General features: G+C 43.9%; 19 protein-coding genes and 2 pseudogenes. 3 read left to right on the top strand and 18 right to left on the bottom strand.

Going from position 1 to position 15,490, the window contains the following annotated elements; genetic code table 4:
• Positions 1-222: 222 nt before the first annotated feature.
• Together CSH31_RS03260 and CSH31_RS05025 are read left to right on the top strand one after the other, a co-directional pair.
• The gene (locus CSH31_RS03260) at positions 223-1,041 is read left to right on the top strand and encodes a hypothetical protein (protein ID WP_128008823.1); all 819 of its coding nucleotides are present in this window, start codon (positions 223-225) and stop codon (positions 1,039-1,041) included.
• Positions 1,042-1,265: 224 nt separating this feature from the next.
• On the top strand, positions 1,266-1,388 hold the full coding sequence (locus CSH31_RS05025) for a hypothetical protein (RefSeq protein ID WP_345775180.1): 123 nt from the start codon (positions 1,266-1,268) through the stop codon (positions 1,386-1,388).
• Here CSH31_RS05025 and CSH31_RS03255 read toward each other — a convergent pair.
• The 16 genes and pseudogenes from CSH31_RS03255 to CSH31_RS04665 form a co-directional block, all read right to left on the bottom strand.
• A complete protein-coding gene (locus CSH31_RS03255; RefSeq protein WP_127942970.1) occupies positions 1,385-1,618 on the bottom strand; it encodes an RNA-binding S4 domain-containing protein in 234 nt (77 codons plus the stop codon). The genes CSH31_RS05025 and CSH31_RS03255 overlap by 4 nt on opposite strands.
• Before the next feature lies 1 nt (position 1,619).
• Positions 1,620-2,587 (bottom strand): annotated as a pseudogene (locus CSH31_RS03250) (ribose-phosphate pyrophosphokinase).
• A 1-nt stretch (position 2,588) separates the two neighbouring features.
• Positions 2,589-2,873: an rRNA adenine N-6-methyltransferase family protein gene (locus CSH31_RS03245; protein ID WP_345775197.1), complete on the bottom strand. Its 285-nt coding sequence runs from the start codon at positions 2,871-2,873 to the stop codon at positions 2,589-2,591.
• Complete coding sequence (locus CSH31_RS03240; RefSeq protein WP_128008821.1) at positions 2,851-3,435, bottom strand: rRNA adenine dimethyltransferase family protein; 585 nt, start codon at positions 3,433-3,435, stop codon at positions 2,851-2,853. The genes CSH31_RS03245 and CSH31_RS03240 overlap by 23 nt, the downstream gene beginning before the upstream one ends.
• Entirely contained in the window at positions 3,395-4,177 is a 783-nt protein-coding gene (locus CSH31_RS03235; protein WP_127942967.1) for a TatD family hydrolase, read from the bottom strand. Before CSH31_RS03235 ends, CSH31_RS03240 begins: the two co-directional genes overlap by 41 nt.
• A 17-nt stretch (positions 4,178-4,194) precedes the next feature.
• Positions 4,195-4,422 (bottom strand): nucleotide exchange factor GrpE, encoded by a 228-nt coding sequence (gene grpE / locus CSH31_RS03230; RefSeq protein WP_236630741.1) that lies wholly within the window; start codon positions 4,420-4,422, stop codon positions 4,195-4,197.
• The gene (locus CSH31_RS03225) at positions 4,419-4,847 is read right to left on the bottom strand and encodes a hypothetical protein (protein WP_128008819.1); all 429 of its coding nucleotides are present in this window, start codon (positions 4,845-4,847) and stop codon (positions 4,419-4,421) included. Before CSH31_RS03225 ends, grpE begins: the two co-directional genes overlap by 4 nt.
• Before the next feature lie 14 nt (positions 4,848-4,861).
• The gene (gene rmuC, locus CSH31_RS03220; RefSeq protein ID WP_128008818.1) at positions 4,862-5,719 is read right to left on the bottom strand and encodes a DNA recombination protein RmuC; all 858 of its coding nucleotides are present in this window, start codon (positions 5,717-5,719) and stop codon (positions 4,862-4,864) included.
• 12 nt (positions 5,720-5,731) lie between these two features.
• Positions 5,732-6,712 carry a heat-inducible transcriptional repressor HrcA gene (gene hrcA, locus CSH31_RS03215; protein WP_128008817.1) on the bottom strand — a complete coding sequence of 327 codons (981 nt, stop codon included), beginning with the start codon at positions 6,710-6,712 and terminating at the stop codon, positions 5,732-5,734.
• Positions 6,713-6,738: 26 nt separating this feature from the next.
• Entirely contained in the window at positions 6,739-7,557 is an 819-nt protein-coding gene (locus tag CSH31_RS03210; RefSeq protein ID WP_161565711.1) for a bifunctional 5,10-methylenetetrahydrofolate dehydrogenase/5,10-methenyltetrahydrofolate cyclohydrolase, read from the bottom strand.
• A gap of 222 nt (positions 7,558-7,779) precedes the next feature.
• Positions 7,780-8,886, bottom strand: a complete 1,107-nt coding sequence (locus CSH31_RS03205; protein ID WP_128008815.1) for a class I tRNA ligase family protein — start codon at positions 8,884-8,886, stop codon at positions 7,780-7,782.
• A gap of 175 nt (positions 8,887-9,061) precedes the next feature.
• A complete protein-coding gene (locus CSH31_RS03200; protein WP_128008814.1) occupies positions 9,062-9,604 on the bottom strand; it encodes a class I tRNA ligase family protein in 543 nt (180 codons plus the stop codon).
• A 46-nt stretch (positions 9,605-9,650) separates the two neighbouring features.
• Positions 9,651-10,259 (bottom strand): class I tRNA ligase family protein, encoded by a 609-nt coding sequence (locus CSH31_RS03195; RefSeq protein ID WP_161565710.1) that lies wholly within the window; start codon positions 10,257-10,259, stop codon positions 9,651-9,653.
• 24 nt (positions 10,260-10,283) lie between these two features.
• Positions 10,284-10,706, bottom strand: a complete 423-nt coding sequence (gene coaD, locus CSH31_RS03190; RefSeq protein WP_128008812.1) for a pantetheine-phosphate adenylyltransferase — start codon at positions 10,704-10,706, stop codon at positions 10,284-10,286.
• Positions 10,699-11,265, bottom strand: a complete 567-nt coding sequence (locus CSH31_RS04670) for an NAD(P)-dependent oxidoreductase (RefSeq protein WP_236630706.1) — start codon at positions 11,263-11,265, stop codon at positions 10,699-10,701. The genes coaD and CSH31_RS04670 overlap by 8 nt, the downstream gene beginning before the upstream one ends.
• Before the next feature lies 1 nt (position 11,266).
• Positions 11,267-11,740, bottom strand: a complete 474-nt coding sequence (locus tag CSH31_RS04665) for a hypothetical protein (RefSeq protein WP_236630705.1) — start codon at positions 11,738-11,740, stop codon at positions 11,267-11,269.
• An 86-nt stretch (positions 11,741-11,826) separates the two neighbouring features.
• Here CSH31_RS04665 and CSH31_RS03180 point away from each other — a divergent pair, with 86 nt between their 5' ends.
• Positions 11,827-12,558 carry a phosphotransferase gene (locus CSH31_RS03180; RefSeq protein WP_128008811.1) on the top strand — a complete coding sequence of 244 codons (732 nt, stop codon included), beginning with the start codon at positions 11,827-11,829 and terminating at the stop codon, positions 12,556-12,558.
• Here the strand turns inward: CSH31_RS03180 and CSH31_RS03175 are convergent.
• Positions 12,555-13,346 (bottom strand): hypothetical protein, encoded by a 792-nt coding sequence (locus CSH31_RS03175; protein WP_127942958.1) that lies wholly within the window; start codon positions 13,344-13,346, stop codon positions 12,555-12,557. The two genes, CSH31_RS03180 and CSH31_RS03175, sit on opposite strands and share 4 nt — an antisense overlap.
• A 45-nt stretch (positions 13,347-13,391) precedes the next feature.
• A pseudogene (gene fusA, locus CSH31_RS03170) lies at positions 13,392-15,490 on the bottom strand (elongation factor G).

Genomic DNA, 15,490 nt, shown 5'->3' with positions numbered 1-15,490 from the left:
AACTTTTGGTAAAGTAGGTGCTCTGGTCAATTTCGCCAAAAACTACGCGGCAAACAAAGAGCTCTGGATTAACTACACTTGAAATTTTAGCTTCTATTTTCATGGTAAAAATTATAACAACTTTAACTAGACAAACTCAAACCTAAGCCCTAGACTAGGATGCTTTTAAGCATCGGGGTGCTCAGTTAGTCCTAAGTAGTTGGTATAATTGATGAGAAACTAATGGCGTCTGAAATTATTTGCCGGAGTCTTAAATACCAAAAAAGTCACATCCAATTTTTGACTAACCGGAGCGAAAGCAAAAAACTAATCATTTACTTACACGGTCTAGATGGATCGGCTTCGTTTGCGCGCCCGCTTTTTGACGCTTTTAAAAATTACAAATTGTTGCCATTGAACAAAGAGGACACGCCAACTCTCAACTCAAAGCTTCTCGTTCAATCGCCAAACACCTGAAAGATTACCGTTTTGTCGTCAACCATTTTCGTGCTTTGGGTTACCGAGTTTGGCTGCTTGTGAATCGATGGGTGGTTCTTACAGCGTGCTTTTTGCTTACAAATACCCCGAATTAATTGAAGGGTCTTTGCTCAATCAATCCCCAGTAAACTCGTTAATGTTTTCAAAGCCTCGCGCTGGGAACAATTTAAAGTGCAGTTTTTAACTAGCATTTCCTACCTAACCAACATTAACTTTGCTTACCAAACCCAAATTAACTACGAGCTTTTTTCTAATAACCGGGCTTTACACCGGTTAGCACGTCTAGCTGACCGGAACAAAAACCGCCAAATCCGTGAAACGCTCGCCACTTGAGCCGCTAACAAACGCGCTTGACGTTACATGGCCAAAAAAGTACCCCAAAAGCCGGTCTACTACTTTCAGCCTGGGGATGATGTGGTAGCCAACTTACCAAAAGTCCGCCGCATATTTGCCCAAAAAAAACCCAATTTAACTCTAATTTGAGTACCCCACGCCCGTCACATTTTGACTTACGAAAAGCAGTTTTCAATCGTGGTTGACAAAATTAAGTCGGTGTTGGATTAAAGTATCCCTATAATTAAAATACCAAGCAATCACAGCTAAACGCCTAGCAAGGAGCAAACAATTCCAATGAAGTACGACCCCATACCAGCTTAATCCAAACGCCTGACAAAAGAAACGAAAACGCTTTAATTTTGGCCGGCCAAATTTTAACGATTATTTTCGCCTGCATTTGGTGTTTCACCATCATCGGCATGCTGTGGGGGATTCCGATGATAATTGGTTGTATGCAACGCATCCAAGGCAAAAAAACTGTTACCTTAACTCATTGCATTATTGCGATTCTTTTTTACTGAATTGTTGGTGGTGTTTTAACGCTAATCGGCGCAAGTCAAGAAAAACTAATTTAACTAGCTGTCTCTGAGGCGCTCGGGTCAGCTAAAACCATGTAAAGATCATCGTTAACCCAAACGGTGGCACCGACGGGAACTTTGGTGTTTCTTCCGACCGGACTCTTTTGGTTAATTTTGATGACGTTGTGAGCTAAAAAATGTTTCACTTGACCGCCCGTTGAAACATAGCGCATCTTCTTGAGAAACTGTCCAATTGTAATGGCAGGTGGATAAACGTAAACTTTCATCTTAACTGTGAATTCGCTCTTTCATTTGGTGGTAAATTTTGGTGATTGAAGTACTAGAGTAAGTCGCCTCAATCGCTTTAGCAATAAACTCAGCTAACGAAACGACCGTTAACTTAGCTGACTTAATTGCGCCACTTGCTCAATCGAATCGGTCACCACGATTTGGTCAATTTCATCCGATTCGTTAAAGATGTCAAAACCGCGCGAAAAAATGCCGTGGGTAGCGGCCACGATAATTTTTTAGCTCCGGCCATTTTTAAATGTTTAGCCGCTTTGACAATCGTTCCGCCCGTGTCAATCATGTCATCAATAATTACCACGTCTTGGCCTTCAACGTTTCCCAAAACGCCTTGAATCGTGGACTGGTTAGGACCCGAGCGACTTTTGTCAATGATGGCAATTTCGCTTGGTCCGCCGAGAATGTCGGCCAAAAGACGGGCTTTAACGGCTCCGCCGTGGTCGGGAGAAACAATCATCAAGTTTGGCGCGAGTTTTTTTAAGTTGCTTGGCCAAAATGTACTGACCGCGTAAATCATCAACGGGTAAATCAAAAAAACCTTGGATTGAAGGATTGTGTAAGTCAACGGCAATCACTTTGGTCGCTCCGGCAGTCGCAATTAAATCGGCAACAAGTTTAGCCCCGATCGGTTCGCGACCTTGCGATTTACGGTCTTGGCGAGCGTATCCGTAGTAAGAAAGCACGACTGTGATTGAAGCAGACGAAGCTCTTTTAAGCGAGTCAAGAAAAATTAAAAGTTGGACGATGTTTTCGTTAACGGGCGGCGCGGTTGCACCAATCACAAAAACGTCTTTGTTGCGAATTGTCTCGGTCGACTTTAAAATTGTCTCGCCGTCAGCAAAAGTGGTCACATCAATTTTGGTTAACTTAATTCCTAATTCACGAGAAATTTTTTGCCCCAGTTTTTGGGAGTTAGGCATCGCAAATAAAACGACTTTTTTTCCGTTCATGTTAGTGGTTGAGTAGATTATATAACGATCTTAGCGCTTCACCACTAAGTTCTTCGGCTCTAACTGTCTGCTTAAAACCGCGCTTGTCTAAAACTGAGTGAATCTTCTTAAGCGGATAAAAATTTTTTAAATTGTTGACTAGCGTTTTGCGCGGATAGGCAAAAGCGCGGCTAATAAACTCAAGTTCGGAAGCGTTTTTTTGCCAACTCACTCCGGGCTTAAAAGTCAAGACAACCAAAATTGAGTCCACTTTGGGACGCGGTTTAAAACTGCTTGGCAAAAACACTCTGGTCAAGTTTAACTTGACAAAACAAGTTGGCGCTCAATGTCAGTTTGCCGTAATTAGATTGACCCGGCTGAGCGGCCAGACGCAAACCGACTTCCTTTTGGACCATCAAAATGGCTTGACTAAGCGAGTCGCTAAAACGGAAAAGGTGAAAAAGAATCGGCGCGGTTAAAGAGTAAGGAATGTTGCCAACGACTAGCAGGGGCTTTTGGAACTGACTAAGATCGCTTTTTAAAAAATCGTCTTCCACCAAAGTTCAGTTTTCAAAACTAAGCCGTTTTTTTAAAAACTGGGCTAGACGAGAGTCAATTTCATAACTGACTACTTTTGCGGCTTGGTGAATTAAAAACGGCGTTAAAGCGCCTAGACCAGCGCCAATTTCCACGATTGTCGCTCATTTTTGGTTGCTAACAAGTTGGCTAATCCGGTCCAAAACGATTAGGTCAACCAAAAAGTTTTGACCCTTACCACGCGTTGGTCTAAAGGCAATTTGGTTCCAAATATCAACTATCTCGGACGGACTAAGCGGCTTTTTTGCGGAAGAACCGGCGGGCGTTTTCATAGAGAGCCTCAATCACTTTCTCGTCTTTCTCAGGACGAATCCGGGCGATAAATTCGGCGACGTGTTTTACGTAAGCAGGTTGGTTAGTTTGACCGCGGTAAGGAGTGGGTGTTAAGTACGGAGTGTCGGTCTCGCAAATTATTTTGTCAAGCGGAAGTTGACGGGCAACTGACTGGACGTTTTCGGCGTTTTTAAAAGTTACGATTCCCGAGAAGGAAATTAGTCCGCCTAGCTCAATGAACTTAAGCGCTCAATCAAGATCGCCCGTGTAACTGTGAATTACAAAGCGAAGTTTTTGGTACTTCTTTTGACTAAGCACGTCGTACACAGCTTGCTCGGCAGAGCGCATGTGAACAAGCAGCGGTAAATTGTGTTTCAGACCATAATCGCAAAAGAGCTCAAAAACGTGACGTTGAACTTCCAGCGGCGGATTAGCCTCGCGGTAAAGATCAATGCCAATCTCACCAAGTGCGATGATCGGCGTTTTTTGAATTTGTTTAAAGATGCTCTTGTCGTAGTCCGCTTGAGCGCTGTCGGGATGAATACCAAAAGCCAAACCTAGTTTGGGGTGAGTTTTAGCGAGTTGACGAACTTCTTGTCAATCCTCTAAGTTGGTGCTAGGCACAACGATGCGATCAACGCCCGCTTCGCGTGCTAAAGCGAGTGCAGCCTCAACTTGCTGCTGGTTAAAATAAGGTTTGACTAAATGGGCGTGGCTGTCAAAATAACGGGGCTGAGCCATGCAATAATTATAGACAACTAACTGCCGACTACGACTACAGCCGGCTTGATTACCCGGTCGTGGAGTTTGTAACCCACTTGTTTGACGCTCACGATTTTATTGGCACGACCAGATTTTTTCTCGGTTGAAATAGCGTGGTGAATTTCGGGGTCAAACTCCTCACCCACGCGAGGCACAATTTTAATTAGTCCGCCTTCGCTAAGGCCTTCGCAAAGTTGGTCAAACAGCATTTTAAAACCGGTTAAGTAAGCTCGGACAGCTGGGTCTTTTTGCTCAGAGCCGGTTTGGAGAGCTTGTTCAATGTGGACGATAGGTCGATAATTTTTTCGACTAGCGGCTGCGATCCGTAGCGGCGCAACTGCTCTTTTTCTTCTTTAACTTGTCTGAGCAAATGCTGCTTAGCCTTTTCAAGTTCGGCTTGAGCCTTGGTTTGGAAACCTTTGGCCTTGGTTTGAAAATCGGCGATGTTTTTTTGGTTTTCAAGCTTTAGCACCAAGTTTTGACTTTCTAAATTAGTTAGACTGGCGCGCAAAGTTTTAATCTCTTTTTGCAGTTCACTAACCTTTTTAGCAGAATTATTAGCTGCGGCTTTGGAACCGGCTTGACGTTTTGGTTTGGGACGAGTCGGTGATTTATGCGGCTCTTTCTGGGACTTGGGCGGTTTTTTCATCGTTAATCTCCAAATTAAAAACTACTTTTGACTTGGTCAAACTCCTGACTAAACTGGCGTAAACGCCGGTTTAGTTTATCTCAGCGACTAGCAAAATTGGCAAAATCTTGTTTTAGTTGAGCAATCTCATCATAAAGTTTATCACCTTGGACCTTAGTTTTCATTTTTTTAAACAGAAGCAAGGCGAGAAAAAGTTGGATGGGTCCGACTAGGTGAACGCCTTGTTCGCGAGCGGCACTAATTAGTTCGGGTTGACGTCTTTTTAAATAGTTGAAAACCGATTCGCTGGGCAAATACACGAGCATAAAAGGCGCGACGTGGTCAACATCTAAAAAAGACTTGACCGACCTTAAGTAAGTTTGCAGTTTGTCAATGAAAACTTTTAACTGTTCGTGACGTTTTTCTTTGTTAGGCAAAACAAACGCTTTGTGGTAAAGGTCAAGCGGCGCCTTGCTGTCAATGATAATGTTATTCTTTTGATCTCTGACTCCGTAGAGCATCGCGTCAAAAGAATTTTCAGCGTCGGCGTATTGCCAAACGTAGTAAGTTTTATCACCACCTAAAACTGCTTCTAACATTTCCCGGAGCGGAAATGTCTCGCGCTGATGGTCCGAGTGAGCTGAGCTAATCAGTTTGACAATTTCGTCTTCATCTAGTTTTGTGTTCTCCACTCCGCTCATTAAAAGCGTTAGTTGAAAACGTAACTCCTCAATTCGCGTGTTAAAACTTTGCAATTGGTGCTCGCGCGTTGCGCCAATGTCGCCCACCGAGCGAGAGCGCTCGCGCAGGCGGTAAAGGTAAAGACTAAGACCAATTCCGACCACCAATACAATCAAAAACACGACTAAAATTACCGTTAAAAATTCTTGCACCTTACTCCTCCTTTAAAAACGTTCCAGGAGTTTGATCGCGGTGCGCGCTTCCTGGTAGTTGAGACGGTTTGATCCCACGATTGAAATTTCTTTAGTGGTGTTATTGAGATGAATTTTTTTAGAGATGATTGAGATGTTGTCAGGACGAACGGCAATTTTTAAATTTTCCTCGTCGCTTAGTTTGCCTTCAATCGAAGACCAAATCGATTTATTTTCAATCATGTCCAGTAGTTTAGCTAAATCCTCGCGTTTAATTTCGGTCGACTTAACTAAGTTTCAATTGCCGTAAACTTTGTTAGAAATGTGGTGGTGAAAATCAAAAATCTTGCCGACAAAAGTGGCGATTAACTCCTCGTAATGTTTGACACTCTTAGCTAAAAGCGGTGCCAGCGCGGCAACTTTGCTTGAAAGCTGTTTTAAGGGCGTGTCAGCTAAACGCTCTTTAAAAAGTCGCACGGCAATCCGCACATCGTTTAAACTCAGATTTTCGGAAAACTCCAAAATTTTAGATTCAACCCGACCCGTTGAAGTGACTACGACAATCGTGGCTAAATTGTGGTCGATCGGCGTTAGTCAAATTGATTTCATTAATTCGTCTTCGGGATGGGTGCTAGTGACTAGTGTCATGCCGACCACTTGACTAATCGCTTTGGCCGCTTGGTCAAGCGCTAAATCGATCGAAATACGTCGGCGGGCAAACACATCTTGGAGTTTGCTGAGCAAAACATCATTACTCTCAGTCGCAACGTTTTGGGCGTAGTGTTGGTAGCCTTTGGTAGTCGGAATGCGTCCCGAAGAAGCGTGCGCTTTTTGGAGATAACCGTCTTTTTCAAGAGCAAACATTTCGCCTCGAATCGTCGCTGATGAGAGCGCTCCAAAACGCCAACGACGCGAACGAGGTTGACTAGTAAAATGAGCAGAAGCAACAGGTTGGCCGGTTTGAATGTACTCTTCCACAATCGCTTTTAAAATTTCAATTTGGCGCGAAGTCATAGCAAAAAAATTATAGCACTTTAGTGCTAACGGACTTCTTGGGCTTGCTCAACTAGCTCAACCAAGTTAGTTAAAAGCATTAAAATCGTCACTGGCCCCACGCCGTAAGGCACCGGCGAAAGAGCGCCTGCTTTGTGTTTAACCGATTTTTTGTCAACGTCGCCCACCACTTTTTTAAAACTAGGTAAAACTCCGACCTCATTAATTCCCACGTCAATGATGACCGCACCCTTTTTAATGTGCTCGGCTTTGATTAAAGATGCTACGCCCGTAGCCACGATCAAAATGTCAGCTAGTTTGGCTTGGGCGATACCCGTGTTTTTATCAAGCCGAATAACGCGGGCACCCTTTTTTTCGCAAAGGTCGCTAACAGGGCTTCCGACTAAAAGCGACTGACCGACAACCACCACGGTTCGGTTAGCTATTTTGATGCCGTAATAATCTAAAAGTGCCAAGATAGCCCGCGGCGTAGCCGGAATAACCTTTTTATTTAAACTAGAAAGCCCGTCAACATCTTTTCAAGGCGGCACCGCGTCAAGCACGCGTCTAGAGTTAACCTTGCTAGGCAAAGGCAATTGGACAATTAATCCCTCGGCACTGAGTGAGTTTTTTCTAACCAAATCTAGCAACTTTTTTTCGCTAATCTCTGAGTTAACTTGAACGTGTAAAGTCTTGATGCCAATCTCTTGAGCCTTAGTTATTTTCGCTCGCACGTACCGCTCAGAAGTTGGGTCATGGCCGACTTGCACAATCGCCAAACGCGGTGCAAAAGGCAAGCGTTTTACTCTTTGAATTAACTCGGTAGTTAATTTTTGGGCTAGCTGGCGACCATCAAGCGTTTGCATAATTAAGACAATTATAGAGACTATCAATTGGGTAAGAAAAAACCCTCTGGGTTAGAGGGCGAAACAAATGAAGTTACCTAAATGAAAATAAAAAAGAGATATAAAAATCTTATCTGAAATTGAAAATGAGTTGTGTACTTATGCTTTGGGTCTTGCGACCCAAATAGAATGGTATCACATTTATTCAGTTAGTTGACAAACTTTTCTGAGAAAAACTAACCATTAATTCAACAAATTACTTTTAAGTTTTTTGAGCTGATCTTTTAACTGAGCCAGTTTGGTTTTTTCTAACTTGACTTTTTCCCGCGGAGCCTTGGATTGGAAGTTAACGTTAGCTAATAAATCTTCCGCGCGTTTAATTTCACTCGCTAAATGAGTCAGTTGCTGGGTCTGACGTTTCTTCTGAAGTTCAATTTGCTCGGCCGGTAAAATCGCGTAAATCTTTTCGCTGCCCGCCAAAAGCAAAACATCGCGGTTAGTCTTTCTCTCTCCGTTAACTAAGTGGTTAAGCATCTTCTCTTCGGAGTCTTTTAGTTTAGTTTCGGAGTCGTAAAAAATTTTTTGACGGTGACTAATTTGGTGAAGTGCGCGAAACTCTCTCAGCGCTCTGGTCAAACTGATGACGCGGTCAATGTAAGAAACGTCGCGGCTAGTTTTGAAAGTTGGCCAAGATTTTTCTAAGAGTTCTTCTCCGGTCAACTTTTCAAATAAGTAATCGCTCAAAAACGGTAAAAACGGGTGAACGAGCACTAAAAGTTGACTTAGTATTTGACTAGCAAAGTGGTAATTAGGTTCTGTTTTACTAAACTCCACGTATCAAGACGACAAATCTTCCTGAATGAATTGACTAATCGCCTGCCCAGCTAAAGTAAGTTGGTACTGGTCTAACTTTTTGGTCAACGTCTTGGCTAAAAGAGCCAGACGTTTTTTGATTCATAAATCAGTGTCTGACGGCTTTTGGACTGACTTATGCGGCATTACGTGCATGATGTAGCGACTTACGTTTCAAAGTTTGTTGAGCAAGTTCCAAGCGGAAGCAATTTTTTGGTACGAAAAACGAATGTCCTGCCCAGGCGTTGAGTTTGTCAGCAAAAACCAACGCAAAGCGTCGGATCCGTACTTGTCAACCACCTTTGTCGGATCAATGCCGTTGTCGCGTGATTTGGACATTTTTTGACCTTCTTCGTCACGAATTAATCCGTTGAGTAACACCGCTTGAAAAGGCGTTTGACCCGTAAACTCAAGCCCGAAAAAATACATCCGAGCAACTCAGAAAAAGATAATGTCATAACCAGTTACCAAAATTGAGAGCGGGTAGTAGTCTTGCAAAAGCGTTTTTTTACGCGGTCAACCAAGAAAACTAAACGGACAAGCGCCGAAGAAAATCAGGTGTCAAGCACATCTTCGTCTTGGCGTCAACCAGGACCAGGCGAATCGCTTTGAACTTTTACTTTATCACCTAAGTACCAGGCGGGAATCCGGTGGCCTCACCAAAGTTGGCGACTTATCGTCCAGTCGTGCGCGTTTTAACCCACGTTTTGAGCACCCCTTTAAAACGTGGAGGGAAAAACTGACTGCCCTGAGCTGAGTCTAAATTTTCTAAAACTCGGCGAGCAAGCGGAGCGATTTTAATGAACCACTGCGGTTGGACAAGAATTTCAATCACCTCGTTTGAGCGTTGAGAAAAGCCGACGTAACTAATGGTGTCTTCCTCTTTAACTAAAGCGCCCGATTTTTTCAAACGATCAACCACGACCTTGCGAGCTTGAAAACGGTCTAAGCCAACTAAATCTTGGGCGTTAGAATTCATTTTGCCTTGGCGGTCAATTGATTCGATCAAAGGTAGTCGGTTGGCCTGGATAATTTCAACGTCGACCGCCGCGTGAGCCGACACTTTCATCACGCCCGAGCCACGGCGATGCTCTACGTGCGTGCTGGCAATGATGGGCAAAACTGCTCCTGTTAGCGGGCTGAGCGCTTTTTGACCGACCAAAGAAGCATAGCGTTTGTCGCTGGGGTTAACGGCCAAGGCCACGTCGGAAAACATTGTTTCCGGCGCGTAGTCGCTACTAGCAATTTTTTGATGCCGTCAACTAAACGTACTCAAAGTAGTACATTTTGCTGGCGACGGGACGGTTTTCTACTTCAATGTTAGAAATGACCGTTTGAAGTTTGGGGTCCCAATTAATCGCGCGAATTCCGCGGTAAATCAATTTGCGCTGGTAAAGAGTGATAAAAGCTTGGTTTACCGCTTGGACAAGGTCCTCATCCATGGTAAATTTTTGGTGGTTATAATCAAGCGCTAAACCAAGTTTTTGCCACTGGTCAACAATTTTTTGAGCGTAGAGATTTTTTCACTTCCACACCTCTTTGATAAACTTTGAGCGACCCAGTTCATGACGGGTGGTTTTTTGCATTTTAAAAAGGTGCTGCTCGACTCTGACTTGGGTGGCAATGCCGGCGTGATCAACCGCGGGCAGCCATAAAACGTCATAACCTTCAAGTTTCTTGAAGCGAACTAGCGTATCTTGAATGTAAGCGTTTCAGGCGTGGCCCAGGTGAAGTTCGCCCGTCACGTTCGGAGGGGGCAAAATTAAACTGAACTTTTTTAAACTAGGCTGATGGGTTGAAAAATAACCTTGTCTAACCCATTTCAGAGCTCGACCTTTTTCGACTAAGCGGTGGTCATACTTTACTTCCATCTTACTAATCATTGTACTAAAAGCCTAATCGATGTTTGGTCGCAAAGCCGAACTAGACAGACTAGCTTGTTCTGGTTTAGCTAAGAAAAAAATCGTCTTTAAATTGGGGTTAATTTTTTGGTTAGCTAAGGCTAGTTCACGCTCATAATTTCAGTCAGCATCGCCGCGGACACCGCGAATTAAAAAGTTGATTCCGGCCTGGCGAGCAAAGTCAGCTACGTAGCCTTGAGTCAGCGATTTGACCACCGCACGTGGGTGACGGACTTTTTTTTGAACTTGCGCCAAGCGCAGCGACATTGGAGTTTGCTTTTTAGTTGGATTGTTAGCGACTAAAACAATTACTTGGGTAAAAATTTCCAGCCCGGCTTCTAGAACCGACTGGTGCCCTTCGTGCCACGGGTCAAAAGAACCAGCTAAAATGGCGCGCTGAGTTTGAAATTTAGCCATTAATAACCGTGCCGTCTGATTTTAAAACCAAGGCCTGGGTTAGTTCGCCTTTTTCAGCCGCGCTCGCGTTCTGCAAGGTAATGGCCGCGATTTGATCTAGAGCTGCGCTAGTAAAATAAGCTTGGTGAGCGCTAACAATCACGTTCTCGGCTTGGAGTAAGTAATTTCAATCCGGGTCTTCCTTGGCCAGCCTTTTAGAACGAGTTTGCAAATCGTAAAAAAATCTCTCGCGTTCGCGCTCAAGCACATCTAGTCCGGCGCCGGCCACAATCCCTTTTTTAAGCGCTCAAACTAAGTCCTTAGTTTTGACTAACTCACCCCGAGCGCAATTAACTAAAATAAGGCCGGGTTTGACTTTTTTAAAAACTTCCTTGTCAAACATGTGGTAGGTGGTTTCGGTTAAAGGAGCGTGGAGCGAGATAAAGTCGGATTGAGTGAGAAGGCGATTCAAAGAAACGTAAGTAAAACCGTAGTCGCTCGCGTGCTCGGGAAAACTCTTGCGAGCGTACTGGTCAAAAACGAGCGTGCGCGCTCCCATGGCGTTTAAAATTCTAATCAAACTAAGTCCGATTTTGCCAGCTCCAACAATCCCGACAACCGAATTTTTTAACCATTAAAGCTTGCAGTCCGACCAGCGAAAAATTTCACTTTGAGTTGCGCGCTTTGACAATCGGCAGTTTGCGATTAACGGCCAGCATCAAAGTTAAGGCGTGTTCAGCCACCGATTCAGCCGAGTAATTGGCGACTCTAAAGACGGCAATGCCCAGTTTTTGAGCTTCGGCTAAATCGATTTGTTCGTAACCCATTGAACGTTGAAGCCAAACTTTAACACCTAGCGCGCTGAGTTTGCGTAAAACCGCGGCTGAACCAACCGTGTTAACAAAGCCGCAGACAGCTTGGTGACCAGCGGCTAGATTGACCGTTTTAGGCGATAAAGTTACATCAAAAAAAGTTAGTTTATGGCGAAATTGCCGGTTCACGCGGGTAAAGGTTTTTTCATCATAAGGACGAGCGTCAAAAATTGCGATTTTCATCAGATCCTTTGTTTGCTTGTGATTAACATTATAACGCCAACTAAAATTGAACCTAGGCCAGGGATTTTTTTATAATTGAAACTGCCATGGCAAAAATAAAAATCGCAGTTGGTCACACTAACGATAAGTACGTTGAGAAAAATAACTTCGTTGTTTTGAAAAACACCAACCAGTTTAACCACCGAATTGACTACTCGCTGACTCAGCAGTTTACTTTCGTGCCGCGTTTAAAGCAAGATGATTCCGAAAAAAGCGTTTGGCAGTACTTGGGTAAAACTGAGCATTTGCACGATCCAAGCGATTTAGAACTTACCAAAGTCGCAAAGATGCTGGCCCAAATTCACCAGAGCCAACTGAAATTTCCGCCTAACAACTTGCGACGTCGACTTCACACTTACCTCAAAATTATCCACAACAAAAATTTGCGGGTACCGCAAATTGAAAACTACTACCGTGAAATGGTCAGTCTCCTAGCCAAAATGAAAAATATCTACCCCTCGCATAACGACGTTTGACCCGAGAATGTGCTTCGAGATGCTAAGGGTAAACTTTGGTTAGTCGACTGGGAATACGCCACGCTTGGAGACTTTTACTTTGACTTAGCTTTTTGAATCGAATCAGCCCGGTTAAGTCCAGCGCAAAGCGAAGTTTTTTTAACCGCTTACGAAAAAAACGCTGATCGCGTGGTTGAGCCTTTAATTCTCAAACGCTATCAGCGGTTTTGCCACTACTTAACGCTGCTTTGAGCCTACGCTCAACCAGAAATTCCTTTTGAAGTGGACTGAATTAAAAATTACCTTGACACCAACAAACGCTAGTTTCGTATGTACAAATACCAACGCAAAACCGTCATTAAAAGCGTGACATAGGAAACTAAAATTTGAAAACTCATGAATGCGATAAAACGAAAAGCAAAGTCGCTTTGATAAGCTAGCGTGTCGCGGTAAAACTCCGATGTGCGACGCAAAACCCAAATTTGGTAAGCCGAGTTAGCTAGGACAAAGAAGGTTAAGAGCAAAGTTACAATTAGGTAAATTGTGTCCGAAAAAATTCCCATCATGTAAAGCACAACTTCAACCATGGCGAAAACAAAGTAGAGAACCGCGGCGGTTATGATGAAAGGTCTTAGTTTGCTCAAATCTTTAGCGTACCAACCAACTAAAGCCATCGCACCAAAAATTAAGGTGCTGACACCAAAAATAGCGACCAGTTCAATTGCTCTTAACAAAGCAAAAAAGACTCCAAAACCTAACCCCGTACTCAAAATGTAAAGAAAGTAAACCGAGTAGATCATTTTCTGGGAAGCGCGTTGCCAGTTAAAAAGCCAAATTAACGAGAGAATAAACGAAACCATGATCAAAACGTTGGAAGAGATCATGAGGTAAAATAGCCTTCTCATAGCGGACGAAGTTGCCCGGAACATTGAGTAAACCTCAAAGTTGTAGCGACCAAGATCTTTCAAAACGCCAGTCGCGTCAACAACTAACGCCGCGCTGACCGCGACTAAGCAAATAAGACCAAACGAAACGGCGACCCAAGTGAAAACGCGGGTTAACAGAGCAACTTCGGTCGTCGGATGAGTTTTGATTTGACTAAATAGTTTCATAGGTTATCCTTTTTGAAACGATTATACCACGCACAGAACCTAAATCTAACTAGCTGACTTATGTTCGAAATTTCTTTTTTTAACGATTTCTTGGGAAATGTTAGCCGGCACTTTTTCGTAATGGTCAAAGTACATTTGGTAAGTTCCCCGACCGGCTGTCATTGAGCGTAAATCGGTCGCATAACCAAACATTTCTGCGAGCGGCACGTGCGCTTTAATGATTTGCACACCATCTGAACGAAGTTCGTTTTCGCGCACTTGACCGCGACGACGGGAAATGTCGCCCATCACGTCCCCAAAGTAAGCTTCGGGCACAACGACTGAAACATCCATGATCGGTTCTAATAAAACTAAACCAATCGCGTCTTTACCGTTTGTCAGAGCTTTTGAAGCGGCGATTTTGTAAGCCATTTCAGAAGAGTCAACCTCGTGGTAAGATCCGTCAAAAAGAGTCGCCTTTAAGTCAATTAGAGGATAGCCAGCTAAAACACCACTTTCCATCTTGGCTTTTAGTCCAGCTTCAATCGCTTTAATGTATTCCTTAGGAATTTTACCGCCCACAATTTTGTCAACAAAAACAAAACCGCCGTCAGGATTTGGTTCAAACTTAAACCAAACGTGACCGTATTGTCCGCGACCACCCGACTGTTTAATGTGTTTACCTTCCACGTCAGCAGTTTTAGTAATCGTTTCCCGGTAAGAAACTTGCGGTTTACCAACGTTAGCTTCAACCCCGTGCTCTCTTTTAGTCGGTCAACGATAATTTCCAAGTGGAGTTCACCCATGCCGGCGATAATAGTTTGACCAGTTTCATGGTCGGTGTAAGTTTTAAAAGTCGGATCCTCGTTAGCTAGTTTTTGTAGACCAAGGGAAAGTTTTTCCGTCGCAGCTTTGGAAGTTGGCTCTAAGGCGAGCGAAATAACTGGTTCGGGAAAATTCATTTTCTCCAAAATTACTTTCGGTCCTTTGTCAGACACGAGCGTGTCACCCGTGGTAGTTGACTTTAGACCAACCGCGGCCGCAATGTCGCCCGCGTAAACCTCGTCAATTTCCTCGCGGTTGTTGGCGTGCATTTGCAAGATGCGACCCATTCGTTCTTTCTCGTCTTTAGTAGTGTTAAAAATGTAAGTACCTTTTTTTAGCACTCCTGAGTAAACACGGAAGAAAGTCAGCGAACCAACGTAAGGGTCAGACATGATTTTAAAGGCAAGCGCCACGAAATTCTCATCATCGCTCGCTTTGCAAATCACTTCGTTGCCCTGTTCGTCATGACCTTTGGCCGGAGGAATGTCAACTGGTGAAGGCAAGTAATCAATTACGGCGTCTAAAAGCGGTTTAATCCCTTTGTTTTTAAAGGCACTGCCACAAACTACCGGGTAAAAATCGCCCGTTAAAGTTGCTGCTCGAATCGCGGACTTAAGTTCTTTCTCCTCGATTTTTTGACCTTCTAAAACTTTGACGAGCAAACTTTCGTCAAAATCGGCGACCGCTTCGATTAATTTTTGCCGCAATTCTTCGGCTTGCGAAAGAAGGTCGGCCGGAATTTCAAGCGGATTATCGTAACCCTTTTCTTCAGCGTCGCCGCTAAACTCATAAGCGCGCATCGCCACTAAGTCAATCACACCTTTAAAGTCATTTTCCACGCCCATGTTAAGTTGGATCGGAACCGCGTTGCCGTTGAGACGTTTTTTGACCGAGTCAACCGCCAAAAGGAAATCGGCACCAGTTTTGTCCATCTTATTAACAAAAACTAGTCGCGGCACCCGGTAGTCGGTGGCTTGACGTCAAACAGTTTCAGTTTGGGGTTCAACACCAGACTGAGCATCTAAAACAGCGATGGCTCCGTCGAGTACCCGCAAAGAACGTTCGACTTCAACGGTGAAGTCCACGTGACCAGGGGTGTCGATGATGTTGACGCGTTTGTCTTTTCAAAAGGCTGTCGTAGCCGCCGAAGTAATCGTGATACCACGTTCTTGTTCCTGTTCCATTCAGTCCATTTGTGATTCACCCGTGTGGGTCTCACCAATTTTGTGAATTTTACCGGTGTGGAAAAGAATCCGTTCGGTTGTGGTTGTTTTACCGGCGTCAATGTGAGCCATGATACCAATGTTGCGATAATCTTGAATGGGATATTTTCTAGCCAT

Origin of the sequence: Mycoplasma sp. ATU-Cv-508, assembly GCF_004011945.1 — a bacterium.
GTDB lineage: Bacteria > Bacillota_I > Bacilli_A > Mycoplasmatales > Metamycoplasmataceae > RYZV01.
This window is presented reverse-complemented; position numbering and strand designations above follow the sequence as displayed.